Source organism: Tabrizicola sp., from assembly GCF_030373185.1.
In the GTDB taxonomy this organism is placed as follows: domain Bacteria; phylum Pseudomonadota; class Alphaproteobacteria; order Rhodobacterales; family Rhodobacteraceae; genus Tabrizicola.
On record NZ_JAUCZH010000007.1, the window covers coordinates 66172 to 79467 of the forward strand.

General features: G+C 63.7%; 12 protein-coding genes and 1 tRNA gene. 5 read left to right on the forward strand and 8 right to left on the reverse strand.

The features are described 5' to 3' along the window. Positions 1 to 18: 18 nt before the first annotated feature. The 4 genes from QUV21_RS13740 to QUV21_RS13755 form a co-directional block, all read right to left on the reverse strand. Positions 19 to 930, reverse strand: a complete 912-nt coding sequence (locus QUV21_RS13740) for a pirin family protein (RefSeq protein ID WP_300855707.1) — start codon at positions 928 to 930, stop codon at positions 19 to 21. A gap of 136 nt (positions 931 to 1066) precedes the next feature. Then, on the reverse strand, positions 1067 to 1429 hold the full coding sequence (locus QUV21_RS13745; RefSeq protein ID WP_300855709.1) for a hypothetical protein: 363 nt from the start codon (positions 1427 to 1429) through the stop codon (positions 1067 to 1069). 188 nt (positions 1430 to 1617) lie between these two features. Continuing rightward, positions 1618 to 2268: a GntR family transcriptional regulator gene (locus QUV21_RS13750; protein ID WP_300855710.1), complete on the reverse strand. Its 651-nt coding sequence runs from the start codon at positions 2266 to 2268 to the stop codon at positions 1618 to 1620. Positions 2269 to 2301: 33 nt separating this feature from the next. After that, entirely contained in the window at positions 2302 to 2994 is a 693-nt protein-coding gene (locus QUV21_RS13755) for a SprT family zinc-dependent metalloprotease (protein ID WP_300855712.1), read from the reverse strand. 122 nt (positions 2995 to 3116) lie between these two features. Here QUV21_RS13755 and QUV21_RS13760 point away from each other — a divergent pair, with 122 nt between their 5' ends. Then, entirely contained in the window at positions 3117 to 3452 is a 336-nt protein-coding gene (locus QUV21_RS13760; protein ID WP_300855713.1) for a TIGR02300 family protein, read from the forward strand. 107 nt (positions 3453 to 3559) lie between these two features. Continuing rightward, positions 3560 to 3635: transfer RNA gene (locus QUV21_RS13765), tRNA-Ala, on the forward strand. Positions 3636 to 3741: 106 nt separating this feature from the next. Here QUV21_RS13765 and QUV21_RS13770 read toward each other — a convergent pair. Both QUV21_RS13770 and QUV21_RS13775 read right to left on the reverse strand, forming a co-directional pair. Then, the gene (locus QUV21_RS13770; protein WP_300855715.1) at positions 3742 to 6876 is read right to left on the reverse strand and encodes an efflux RND transporter permease subunit; all 3135 of its coding nucleotides are present in this window, start codon (positions 6874 to 6876) and stop codon (positions 3742 to 3744) included. Further along, entirely contained in the window at positions 6873 to 7988 is a 1116-nt protein-coding gene (locus QUV21_RS13775) for an efflux RND transporter periplasmic adaptor subunit (RefSeq protein WP_300855716.1), read from the reverse strand. The genes QUV21_RS13770 and QUV21_RS13775 overlap by 4 nt, the downstream gene beginning before the upstream one ends. A 379-nt stretch (positions 7989 to 8367) precedes the next feature. On the opposite strand from QUV21_RS13775, the gene QUV21_RS13780 reads away from it, so the two are divergent. After that, complete coding sequence (locus tag QUV21_RS13780) at positions 8368 to 9720, forward strand: DEAD/DEAH box helicase (RefSeq protein WP_300855717.1); 1353 nt, start codon at positions 8368 to 8370, stop codon at positions 9718 to 9720. 19 nt (positions 9721 to 9739) lie between these two features. Here QUV21_RS13780 and QUV21_RS13785 read toward each other — a convergent pair whose 3' ends face one another. Then, the gene (locus QUV21_RS13785; protein ID WP_300855719.1) at positions 9740 to 10192 is read right to left on the reverse strand and encodes a hypothetical protein; all 453 of its coding nucleotides are present in this window, start codon (positions 10190 to 10192) and stop codon (positions 9740 to 9742) included. A gap of 368 nt (positions 10193 to 10560) precedes the next feature. Between QUV21_RS13785 and QUV21_RS13790 the strand changes: the two genes are divergently transcribed. Then, positions 10561 to 11139, forward strand: coding sequence for a thymidine kinase (locus tag QUV21_RS13790; protein ID WP_300855721.1), 579 nt, complete (start codon positions 10561 to 10563; stop codon positions 11137 to 11139). Here the strand turns inward: QUV21_RS13790 and QUV21_RS13795 are convergent. Further along, on the reverse strand, positions 11112 to 12035 hold the full coding sequence (locus tag QUV21_RS13795) for a DMT family transporter (protein ID WP_300855723.1): 924 nt from the start codon (positions 12033 to 12035) through the stop codon (positions 11112 to 11114). The genes QUV21_RS13790 and QUV21_RS13795 overlap by 28 nt on opposite strands. Before the next feature lie 186 nt (positions 12036 to 12221). Between QUV21_RS13795 and QUV21_RS13800 the strand changes: the two genes are divergently transcribed. After that, positions 12222 to 13244 (forward strand): hypothetical protein, encoded by a 1023-nt coding sequence (locus QUV21_RS13800; protein ID WP_300855724.1) that lies wholly within the window; start codon positions 12222 to 12224, stop codon positions 13242 to 13244. Positions 13245 to 13296 lie beyond the last annotated feature (52 nt).

Consider the following 13296-nt stretch of genomic DNA (forward strand, 5'->3'; position numbering starts at 1 on the left):
GAATCGTGCGAGCCCCGGTCAGTGTGCGGGCTTGATGAATGTCCCGTTGCGCAGTTCCGCAAAGGCCTGCCGCAGTTCGGCTTCCGAGTTCATCACGATCGGCCCAGCCCACGCGACCGGCTCTTCTATCGGCGCGCCTGAAATCAGTAGAAACCGCACCCCATCCGGCCCCGCCTTCACTGTGACTTCATCTCCCGCACCAAAGCGCACCAGCGTCCGGTTGCCCGAAAGGTCGCGAATATTGACCTCTTGTCCCCGCACTTCCTTTTCCAACAGCACGCCTTCGGGCCGGGCAGCGTCACGGAAATTTCCAGCACCTTCAAACACATAAGCAAAGGCCCTGCGCCGCGTATCCACCTTGAAGACCTTCTGCTTCCCCGCTGGCACAAAGATATCCAGATACTGCGGATCGGCTGCAATCCCCTCGACCGGGCTTTTCACCCCACGATAATCGCCGATGACCACGCGGATGCTGGTGCCGTCATCCTCGAACCGCTCGGGCAGTTCCTGGCCCGGAATATCCTGATAGCGCGGATCGGTCATCTTGAGAGCGCGCGGCAGGTTGCCCCACAATTGGAACCCATGCATCCGTCCCATCGCATCGCCCTTCGGCATTTCCTGATGCAGGATACCCCGCCCGGCGGTCATCAATTGCAGCGAGCCCGGCCCAAGGATGCCCCGGTTGCCAAGCGAATCGCCATGTTCGACCGTGCCGGCAAGGACATAGGTGATCGTCTCGATCCCGCGGTGGGGGTGCCACGGAAACCCCGCCATGTAATCGCGCGGGCGATCCCCCCGGAAATCGTCAAACAAAAGGAACGGGTCTGCCTCGGTCGGATCCTGAAACCCGAAGGCGCGGTGCAGATGAACGCCGGCGCCCTCGACATGGGGCTGCGCGCGGCGGGTCTCGATCACGGGGCGAATGGACATGGGCTGTCTCCTGAATTGCTGTTGCCGCAGAAGATGGGGGCAAGAGAGCGAGCCGCCAAGGCGCGTTTCCGGGCGGTCCCTGTGCAAAAATGCACGAAGCCCTTACCCGGCCGCTCCGCTTTGTCTGGCAGGATGCTTAAAACAAGCCAAGAATCGTCGGCGCCAGCCCTGACTGCGCAAGAAACACGCCCAGGACAAGACCGCCGGGCAGGCTGGCCAGCAAAGCAAGCGGTTTGCGGGCCGCAGGATAAGACACCGCTGCGGGCCGCACCCCACCTGGGAAGACGCGGGCGAACAGCCTGTCTAGCAGCCCATCGAACAGGAAAAACAACAGCACTGCTCCGCCGCAAATCACTAGAAGCATCAGGGCAAATAGCCAGGCTCCGTCCAGGACAAGCCCTGCAAGGCCGTTGGCGGCCAAGCCCAGAAGCACGCCAATCACGACCAGAAAGGCCGCGTTGATCCAATCACCTATTCCCATGCTGCGCCTTGCGCTCATGCGATCATACCCCAAGTCTGCGCCACGTCGTTTGTCTTCATGTGTGCCAGGATAACAGGCTTCCCCCGCTTTGCCAGCGCCGACGGACCGGACAAGGCAAGGCCTGCGGGCATTCCTATACAAACCCCTAACGCCCGCAACCAACCCATTGATTTCACTTACCCCACCGCCTTTGTCCACAGTGGACACTATCCCGCCAGATGCCGCAGCCCTTGCGTGACATCCGTCCGTACAGCCAGCCTCAGGCCGGGTTCATCTCCTGCCTTGAGCGCGGCCAGGATCATCCGATGGTGCTGCGGTGGCTCCCTCCGTTTCACCCTCGCATAGACAGCCCGCATCGTGGGGCCAAGTTGCAGCCAGACTGTTTCACACATTGCCAACATCGCCGGGGTCTGGGCGCGCAGGTAAAGCGTGCGGTGAAACTCAAGGTTGGTGCGGACATAACCGACGGCATCCCCCTTCACCGCGGCCTCGCCGTTCAGCATGTTGATCGCGGCAAGCCGTTCGATCAGCGCAAAATGGGCGCGCGGCAAGGCGCGGGCGGCCATCTCCGGTTCCAGTAGGGCGCGGATCGCGGCAAGTTCCTCGATCCGTTCGGGCGTCAGTTCAGGGGTGGAGATCCGGCCCGAAGACGACAGCGTCAGCGCGCCCTCAGCCACCAGCCGCCGCACCGCTTCACGCGCGGGGGTCATCGACACGCCATAGGTCTTGCCAAGCCCGCGCAGGGTCAGTGACTGGCCGGGGTCCATCTCGCCATGCATGACCTGCTGGCGCAGCGACCGGTAAAGCCGCTCATGCGCTGCGGCGTTGGGGTCGGTGGGGCGGGGCGTGATCGGCATGGGGCCAAGGGAAACACCCCCGGCGTCTGGGGGTCAATCCTGAAAGCGCATCCGGTGCAGCGCCTGCCCATGGCCGTGCAGCCAGTTCCGTTCAGCCTGCCAGCCGGGATAGATGCGGCTGACCACCGCCCAATAGGCGGGGGAATGGTTCATCTCTACCAGATGCGCCACCTCATGCGCGGCTACATAATCCAGTACCGACGCCGGGGCCATGATCAGCCGCCACGAATACATCAGGCGGCCATGAGGCGAACAAGACCCCCAGCGCGACCGGGTGTCCCGCAAGGCAAGGCTGGAATAGCTTCGCCCCACCAACCCCGCATAATGGGAGGAGGCGCGGGCCAGCCGGTCACGCGCCAGCACCTTCAGCCATGCCGCCACCCGCGCGCCAGCCGAGGCAGGGTCACCCGGCACCAGAAGCTGATCGCCCTCGGCCCGGATCGCCCGCCCGGTTCCAGGGGCCAGCAGCATCTCGCGCCCTTCCACCGGGACCAGCGACCCGATGCCTATGGATCGGACGGCAGAATCAGGCATCGCCTCCAGCGTTTCGCGCAGCCAGCCCTCGTGACCGCGCAGGAAAGCCATCGCCTCTCCCTCACGCGCACGCAGCGGCATGGAGAGCGTGACCTTGCCATCCAGCCGCGAAACCCGCAGCGAGAATCGCCGCGCCGATGCCACGCGTTTCAGATGCACCTCAACCGGCGGCGAGCCTGGCAGAACCGGCATGAAAACCCCTTGATCTTTCGCCCGAGAATAGCCATCTGCGGCGCTGCACGAAAGGCTTTGACAGTCGCCCGCGCCTGTGGCAAGCGACCTTTTTCCGTTACCCACCACCCGAAGGGATGACCATGCCCAAAGCAGAATGGGGCACGAAGCGTATCTGCCCGACGACAGGCAAGCGCTTTTACGACCTGAACCGCAGCCCGATCGTCAGCCCCTACACGGGCGAGGTCGTGGATATCGAATCTGTCCGCCGCAAGATGGCCGCCTCGGTCATTTCGCGCGCGGTTCCCGAAAAGGACGAAGATGTCCTGGTCGAGGATCTGGAAGCCGAAGACGATCTCCTGGCGGATGCCGTCGCTGACGACACCGAACTGGACGATGATCTTCTGGAAGACGACGCCGACGACAACGTTTCGCTGGACGATCTGGCGGATGTCGCAGGCGACGAGGAAGAGGTCTGAGGCAGGCCGCCGGGACCAGCGCGGGGGAATGAAAAATCCCCTTGCACCCCCCGGCGACCTAACCTACATACCCGGCATCGCGGCGGCAACGTCGTGGTTTCTCCGGTGGGGTCATAGCTCAGATGGGAGAGCGCTTGAATGGCATTCAAGAGGTCGGGAGTTCGATCCTCCCTGGCTCCACCAAAGAGAAACTGATGAAAGAAGGGCGGTTCTGACCGCCCTTTTTCATTTTGCGCCACGCGCTTGCACATTCAGGGGGCAGCCTTGTCCAGACAGTCAGGCCCCATGATCACTCGGCCGGGCTTGCCGCGCGACCCCGCCCGTTCGCGGCCTTCCACGCCCGGCGCTTCGTGCGTTGCCAGAACCACGGGCGTGGGTTGTCGGCGCGGGTGACCAGCATAAGAAGCGACGGGATGATGACCAGCGTCAGCACCGTGGCGAAGGTCAGCCCGTAGACGATGGCACTGGACAGCGCGATCCACCACTGGGTTGACGGGGCGCCGATTGTCACCTCGTGGTTCAGAAGTTCAAGGTTCAGACCAAAGGCAATCGGCAGCACGCCCAGAATCGCCGTCAGCGCGGTCAGAACCACGGGCCGCGCCCGTTCGCGGCAGGTTTGCAGAATCGCCTCGATCTTCGGGCGGCCCTCACGGCGCAGGGTGTCAAAGGTGTCGATCAGCACGATGTTGTTGTTCACCACCACCCCTGCCAGAGCGATGACGCCGATTCCGGTCATGACCACGCTGAACGGCTGGCCCATGATCATCAGGCCCAACAAGACACCGATGGTGGACATGATCACCGCCGACAGCACCAGACCGACCGAGGTAAAGCTGTTGAACTGCGCCAGAAGCACGACAAAGATCAGGAAGATCGCCGCACCAAAGGCCTTGGACAGGAAGGCCATCGCCTCGGCCTGTTCCTCATCCTCGCCCGCCAGTTTCCAGCGGATGCCCAGCTTGTCCAGCTCTGCCGCCTGCAGGGCTGCCGTCACCGCAGCGCGCACGCCATCGGCCTGCACGCCTTCCCGGATACCCGCCTGCACGGTGACAGTGCGCGCGCCGTCAAGCCGGGTCAGCGTGCCGGTGGTGGGTGCCGCGCTTCGGGTGACAAAATTGGAAATCGGGACCGACCCTTCCGCCGTCTGGATCCGCAACTGATCCAGCGCCGAAATGGTGCGCAGGTCGGCAGGCAGGCGCAACACGATATCCACCGCATCGTCCGATCCGGCAGGGCGGAAATCGGAAAGCTTCAGCCCTCCGGTGACCAGCTGCACCATCGCCCCCACGGTCGAGGGTGAAATGCCATGGCGCGCGGCGGCGGCACGGTCAACCTGCAACTCCCAGTCCACACCGGGCGGCGGCAGGCCGTTCGAGATGTCGATGACATCCGGCACCGTTGCCAGCCGGTCGGCCACCGTGCGGGCCACGTCGTTCAGATAGGTCGGGTCGGCTGCGGAAAGCTGGATCTGGATCGCCTTTCCGGTGGGCGGCCCGGCCTGCGGCACGGAAACCTCGATCTCGACGCCGGGGATGCCGACCATCGCCTCGCGCAGGTCGGCAAGGATGGCGTTTGCGTTCTTTCTTTCGCGCCAGTCCAGGAATTCATACTGGATGGTGCCGATCACATCCGGGGCCAGATCGACCCCGCCACCACCACCCCCACCCGTGCGAGTGTAGACGGTGGCAATGCCGGGCCAGCCAAGGATCCGCGCCTCGGCCTGCGCCACAAGCGCATCCTTTTCCTGAATTGACAGGTTGCCGCGCGCCTTGACGTAAAGAAGGCCGAACTCCGGCTCTACATCGGGGAAGAACTCGGCCCCCTTGCCGTATTGCGTATAGGCGTAAGGCACTGACACCAAAAGCCCAAGCGCCAGAAACAGCACGATGACCGGATGCCGCACGGCCTTGCCGACCAGCCACATATAGGCCCCGTCCCTGTGCTGCGGCGGGTGCTTGAACGGCTTGGCTATCAGCGCGCCAAGGGTCGGCACGAAGATCAGCGCATAGATGAGCGAGGCGGAAAGCGTGACGATCAGGGTGATCGGCAGGTATTTCATGAACTCGCCCACGATGCCCGGCCAGAACAGCAGCGGCGAAAAGGCTGCAACCCGCGTTGCCGTGGCGGCCGTCACCGGCCCCGCCATCCGGTGCGAGGCCAGCGCGAAGGCCTCACGTTTGCCCATGCCTTCCGACATCCGGCGTTCGGCAAATTCGGTGACGATGATGGCGTCATCCACCAGCATCCCCACCGCAAGGATCAGCGAAAAGAGGACGACGATATTGACCGTATAGCCCCAAAGCGACAAGGCCAGCATCCCCATCAGGAACGAGGCCGGAATGGCCAGCCCGATCAGAAGCGAGGCCCGGGCCGACAGCGCGTACAGGATGACGATGAAGACAAGGATGACCGCCGTCAGCACCGAATTCTGCAAATCGAACAGCAGTTGGCGCACGTCCTTGGACTTGTCCTGACTGAAGCCGATTTCGGTGCCTTCGGGCAGCAGGGCGCGGAATTCCTCGGTGATGGCCTTCACCTGATCGACGGTCTCGATCAGGTTGGCACCGCTGCGCTTTGACACCTCGATCGCCACGGCGGGCGCGCCGTCAAGCCGGGTCACGGTTTCGGCTTCCTTGAAGGTCGGCAGGATCGAGGCAATGTCGCGCACCCGGACCACCGCCGTTCCGGTCGAGATCACCGGCAGGTTGGCCACATCGGCGGCGGTTTCCAGCAGAGACGGCACCTTGATCGCGTAGCGCCCCATCGCCCCTTCCAGTGCGCCAGCGGCAACAAGCTGGTTTCCGGCGGCAAATCCGGCAATCAGGATATCGGGGCGCAAGCCATAGGTGGCCAGCTTGCCGGGGTCGATCACCACCTCGACCAGATCATCGCGCACACCTTGCAGGTTCGCGTTCAGGACCGATGGCAGATCTTCGATCCGGTCGCGCAATTCCCTCCCTGCCTGCGCCAGCACCCGTTCCGGCACATCGCCGGAAAGGGTGATGACCAGAATCGGAAACTCGGACAGGTTCACCTCATTGACGCTGGGTTCGTCCACCCCTGCCGGCAATTCGGGCCGCGCCTGCGCCACCTTGTTCCTGACATCGTCCAGCGCCTTGCCCAGATCGGCGCCGGCCTGAAACTCGATCAGCACGTTGCCGCCGCCCTGATAGGCGGTAGAGGTCATCTTCTTGATGCCGCTGATCGACTTCAGTGCCGATTCCATCGGGCGCAACAGCAGCCGTTCGCTGTCCTCGGGCGAGATGCCATCATAGTGCAGGCTGACGTAAAGGATCGGAATCTGGACATCCGGTTCCGCCTCTTTGGGGATGTTCACATAGGCCATCGCCCCGGCGATCATCAGAAAGATCAGAACCGAAAGCGTCAGCCGCGCGTTGGCGATGGCGGTCTCGACGATCTTCATGGCGTGGCACCCTGGGTGGCACCCGGCGCCGGGGCAACCGCGACTGTCTCGCCGTTGCGCACAAGATCCTGCCCGGCAACGATGATGCGCAGACCCTCGGGAATACCCCTGACCACAAGGCCATCGGGCGTGTCATCCATGATGGACACGGCGGCAAAGCCCGCGATGTTGTCAGGGCCGATGACGCGGACACCCAATTCACCGGTTTCCGCCAGCGTAATGACCGACCGCGGCACGACTACGGCGCGGGCAGGGGCGGCGGCCAGCAGCACCGCGGCCGTCATGCCGGAGGGCAGCGCATTGCCGGGGTTCGGCAGCGCGATTTCGACCGGAAAGGTCCGGGTCTGCGCCGAGGCCTCGCGCGACACCAGCCGGACGGTGCCTTCCATCTCGGTCCCGTTCACCAGCCGGACCCGGGCCTTGGACCCGACCGCAATTGCGCCGACGTCAACCTCGCTGACCTCTGCCGTCACAAGGATCGGATCAAGTGACAGGATCGTGGCCACCGGGGTGCCGGTCTGCACCCATTCGCCCAGTTCTACCTGCACCGCATCAACGATACCGGGGAAGGGGGCCTTCAGTTCCAGCAAATCCATCGCCGCCGTCGCGCGGGCCAGTTCGGCGGCAGCGGCGTCGCGGGCGGACCGGGCGTTGGTCAGCTGAATCTCGGGCGTGTTGCCGCCCGCGAACAGCCGTTCGGCCAGTTCCAGCTCGCGTTCGCGCTGGGCAAGGGCAATCTCGGCAATCTCTGCCTGCGCCACGGTTTCCGGGCCTTCCAGCGTCAGGACAACCGTCCCCTGTTCCACCGTGCCGCCCTTGACCAGCCCAAGCGAGGCGATCACCCCGTCAGCGCGCGCGGCCAGCGCCACCCGCTTGTCGGCTGCGGTGATGCCGGAAAGGCGGATGGTGCGGGTGTGGTCGATGAACACCGGATCAACGGCCGCGACCGTGCGCAGGACGGGTTTCCTGTCGGCCACCGGCACCGTATCAGTAGGGGATTCCGGACCAGCCGTCCCTTGCGCACTGCCGACAGAGGAGAATTCCCCGGTTGCGATCCATGCGCCAGCGGCGGCCAGAACACAGAATGCGGCGATGCGATGGAACCTGAACATGGCGGATTTTTCTCGGTATGTGATTGATAAAACGTATTTCATCGCCGTCATGCCGGTTCTGCGACGACGTGGCATCCGGCTCCGACCCGTTCCCAGGATCGCGGCGAATTGATACGCCCATAAGGTGAAAACGTCCAGACAAGCGACACGGCGCCGCATTCGGCAGCGCCGAGCCGTGTTTTCCGGCCTCTCCAGCCTTTCGCTTGACTTCAGGCGTGAAAGGCCCCATGTGCGCCCAGTCCGAAGGCCGTGCCGCGTGAGCACCGAAAGCCCCGGACATCTGGTTCCCAAATTCACGCAGGGGCGCCGCTTGCGGCACGGTCACGGGCATTGGCCCGGGGCGAGGGTCGCAGGCCCTTTGTCGATACGGGACCACCCAATGACCACTTTTGCCGAACTCGGCCTTTCGCCAGCTATTCTGAAGGCGCTGGAAAAGACCACACTCAAGACACCCACGCCCATTCAGGCGCAGGCCATTCCCCATATCATGCAGGGCCGTGACCTGATGGGTCTGGCCCAGACCGGCACCGGCAAGACGGCGGCATTCGGCCTGCCACTTCTGCACCGGCTTCTGGACCTTGGCCACCCACCGGGACCAAAGAACGTGCGCGCGCTGATCCTTGCGCCGACGCGGGAACTGATCGGTCAGATCAAGGACAACTTCGAGGTTTTCACCAAAGGCACCGCCGTCAAGGTGACGATGGTTGTCGGCGGCGCTTCGCTTTTCAAGCAGGCACAGGCGCTGTCGAAAGGCACCGACATTCTGGTGGCCACCCCCGGCCGTCTGATCGACCTTCTGGAACGCGGCGATGTCAGCCTTGAAAAATGCGCCTATCTGGTGCTGGACGAGGCTGACCACATGCTGGACATGGGTTTCATCCATTCCCTGCGCAAGATCGCCAAGCACATCCCGCTGAAGCGCCAGACCCTGCTGTTCTCGGCCACCATGCCGAAGGACATCTCGGAAATCGCCGATACCTATCTGCGTGACCCGATCAAGGTTCAGGTCGCGCCCCCCGGCAAGCCGATCGAGCGGATCGTGCAGGGTGTCTACTTCATCCCCAACGGTGACAAGGCGCGCTTGTTGGAAACTTACCTGAAAAAGCACCCGGGCGAGCAGGCACTGGTCTTTGGCCGCACCAAGCACGGGTCGGAAAAACTGTGCAAGCTTCTGGCGACATGGGGCTTCAAGGTCGGCTCGATCCACGGCAACAAGAGCCAGAACCAGCGCGACCGCACGCTAAGCGAATTCCGCGGCGGCGAACTTGACGTGCTTGTCGCAACCGATGTGGCCGCGCGCGGCATCGACATCCCCACCGTGCGCCATGTCTACAACTTCGACCTGCCGAACGTGCCGGAAAACTATGTCCACCGCATTGGCCGCACCGCGCGCGCTGGGGCGGAAGGGACGGCCGTTGCCTTCTGCGCGCCCGCCGAGATGGGCGAATTGCAGGCAATCGAGAAGCTGTTGAAAAAGCCGATCCCGGTGCTGGGTGGCGCGCCGTGGTCTGCGGAAATGGTGGCTGCGGCCCCGAAGCCGGGGCAAAACCGTGGCCAGCGTCCCGGTGGGCGCGGCGGTCAGAAATCCGGTGCGCAGCCTCCGGCCAAGCCGCAGGGTCAGCGTCCGGGTGGCCAGAAGCCGCGCAGCGGAGGTGGGGCAAAGCCGCAGGGTGGCAGCTTTGCACCGCGTCGGGCCGAAGGCGGCGGCGGAGCAAAGCGCCGCCCGGGCTGAGACAGGATCAGAGGCGGGTTCAGCCCGCCTCTTCCTCAAGGTTCAGTTTCATTTCAAGAATGACCTGCTGAATGGCCAGCGTCTCTCGCAAGAGACGTCTGGCCTCGTTGGCCGAGATCTTCCCGTCGCCAATTGCCTGATTGTATTCCGCCATCAGCATGCCAAAGCGCTGTGCGAGGGCGACCACATCCTGATTTACGCCCCTGGACGAAGCATTCCGTTTTTCGGCGTCATAAGACAGTGTAATCCCGCGCAGATCGGCCAAGGCCACAGTCACATGCGGAAATCGGCTTGCCGCTTCCAGCGCGGCAACGACATCGACCGGCATGAAACGGTCATCATGTTCTTCGCTATCAGAGTAATAGCGCCCCAAAGTGGCTTTCGACCGGCCAGTAAGCTCGCAGGCGGCCTCGATCCCGACATCCTTGACCAGCGCTTCGGTGTGTTTCTTCAGATAAGACGCAACTGACATAGGCCACTCCAACTCGGCACCTCGACGATCGAAGCCGGGGAAACACATTCCGATTTTCCCATTAACCATCTGGCAAAGCATTGTCATTCATAAAGAGGTTCCGGCCAGACCGGAACGTTGACGAGTATGCCGATGTCCCCAGCATCGGTTTTTTTGGGCTCCGCCGCAGAGGCTCGACCATGCCAGACCCGCGGCAACAGCTCCAGTGCGGCGGACCCGGCTTGTTCACCAGTGCGACGCCTGCTTGCGTCAGTTGTCAGTTTGCCGGGTCCGCAGACCCATCCCGTCGAGGTGTATTCGCCCATTGCCAGGCGCAACACGCCTTCGGCTTGCGCCGCACCCCGGCAATGGGCTAGGGCATCGGTGCCATGGCCAAGCTGTATTTCCACTTCTCCACCATGAACGCGGGGAAATCGACCTCGCTTCTTCAGGCGTCGCACAACTATCGCGAGGGGGGGATGGTGACCTATCTCATCACCGCGCAGTTCGACAACCGCGCCGGCGAAGGCCGCATTGCCAGCCGGATCGGGATAGGCGAGTCGGCCGATACCTTTGCGCCGGGCGAAGACCTGTTTGCCAAGCTCAAGGCGCGGTTTGCGGCTGGCAAGGTTGCTTGCGTCTTCATCGACGAGGCGCAGTTCCTGTCGAAAGAGCAGGTCTGGCAACTGGCCCGCGCGGTGGATGATCTGGGCGTACCGGTCATGGCTTACGGGTTGCGGGTGGATTTTCAGGGCAACCTCTTTCCCGGTTCAGCCGCCCTTCTGGCCTGGGCCGATGAAATGCGCGAGGTCCGCACGATCTGCCATTGCGGCAAGAAGGCCACGATGGTGGTGCGCAAAGGCCCTGACGGGAAGGCTTTGAAGGACGGCGATCAGGTGGTGATCGGCGGCAACGAAACCTACGTCTCGCTTTGCCGCCGTCACTGGCGCGAAGCTGTGGAAGACTGACGCGCGATCAGCACTCCGGCAAGGGCGATCAGCCCCATGCCACCGATGGCCAACCAGGTAAGCTGTTCGCCCCAAAGCGCAAATCCCCAGGCCGCCGATGCCGGCAGGATCACATATTCAAACACCGACACGCGCGAAGCATCTGCGATCTGGTAGGCCTTGATGATCATCGCGACCCCCAGAAGCGACCCCGCAGCCTGCACGAAAGTCCACCACAGGAAGGTAGCCGTCGGCCAGACCGGCCCACGCTGCAAAAATCCCTCGGCCCCGGCCGGCACGGCAAGTGGAGCAAGGGTCAGAACTGCCATCCCGATCAGGCCCAGCACCCCAAGCATGCCGAAGAAGCCGGCGACCATCGTCTCGGCCGTCTCTCCGGCGCACCATTCGCGGGTTGCGATGTTGCCCATCGCGTAAAGCGCCCCGGCGATGACCGGCAAAAGTGCTGCAAAGGATGCGCCCGACATCGCTTCGGGGCCAAGCACCATGACGACCCCGGCAAAACCGACGGCGACAGCCAGCGTCTGAAGGCCCCTGATCGGCTGTCCATAACCGAACCGCTGGATCAGAAGCACGAAGATCGGCGCGGTGAAAAGGCCTGCCGCCACCTGCGCCACCGGCAGAAAGGCCAGCGCCCCGAAATAGATCAGCATCGCCAAACCATGGATGGCCGACCGGGCAAAGACTGCCTTGAATCGACGCGGGCGCAGGCGCAGGCCAAGCGGCACCGCCAACAGGGCCAGAAGCACCACCGCCATCGCCGTGCGGGTGGCATGAAACTGCCACAGCCCCGCATCCTCGGCGATCACGCGCACATAGTTGTCGGTAAAGGCGATCACGCAGGCATAGATCAGGACGGCGCCTGCCGCTGCCAACGTTCGGTTCGGACGTTCGGTCATGTCTGCTTGCCTGTCATGGAGACTTGATGCCCTTGCAAGATGGCCTGTGCCTGCCTGAAGGCGACGCATTGCCGGAAGAACCGGTCGCGGATTGGCAAGGATGCGGCATGGCACAGCTTGGGTGATTGTGAAGATGATCCGCAAGGGCTAGACTGCCCGGCAAAACAGGCAGAGATCCCGCAGCCGATGACGGCGCTGAAAAAGTATCAACGGCTGGAATGCTCGGGCCTGTGGCGCGAGACACCGCAGGACCAGCGCCGTGAGGTGGAGGTGCGCTTTGGCGAAGCGACCTTGATCCTGATCGACCCGAAAAGCGGAACGGCGCTGAGCCACTGGTCGCTGCCTGCGATCGAACGGCTGAACATGGGTGAGGAGCCGCCAGTGTTTGCCCCGGGGGCGGACTCGGGCGAGAGCCTTGAGTTGACGGATCCCGACATGGTGGCCGCACTTGATGCGGTGCGTGCGGCGGTAAAGGCCGCGGTTGCGCGGCCGGGCCGCTTGCGTGGCTTGTTTCTTGGCGGCATGACCCTTGTGGTTCTGGCAGGTGGGGCGTTCTGGTTGCCTGGCGCGCTTGTCACGCATACCGCATCGGTTGTGCCTGCGGCGCAGCGGGCGGAAATCGGCCAGCGCGCCCTGGACGATCTGGCACGCGTGACAGGTGCGCCATGTGACAACCAACTGGGCCTGGAGGCGCTTGCCCGTCTGGCCGAAAGGGTTTTCGGCCCGGTCGACACTCCCATTCTTTATGTTATGCCCGAGGGCGTGGACTCGCCGCTTCACCTGCCGGGCGATGTGATCGTGCTGCCACGGCGCCTGTTGGAGCAGGCCAACGGGCCGGAAGCCGCTGCCGGGGCTGCCCTTGTAGAGCGGCTGCGAGCCCGGGCGCGCGACCCGATCATCCCGCTTCTGGAACATGCCGGCCTTCGCGCAACCTTCCAGCTTCTGACAACCGCGGGTCTGCCCGACGAGGCGCTGCGCGGCTACGGCGAGGCAAGCTTGCGCGCCGCCCCGATGGCAATGGCCGATTCCACCTTGATTGCAGCTTTCGAGTCCGCCCAGATTCCGGCCACGCCCTTTGCAATGGCGGTGGACCCGGAAGGCAAGCTGATGGCAGGACTTGCGGCGGGCGACCCTTACAAGGGTCTGTCCCCCACCCCATTGATACCCGATGAATCCTGGGTGGCCCTGCAAGGACTGTGCGACGGCTGACATTGGCTTGCCCGCAAGGCACCGGGCCTGACAGATCCGCGCCACGGCGACC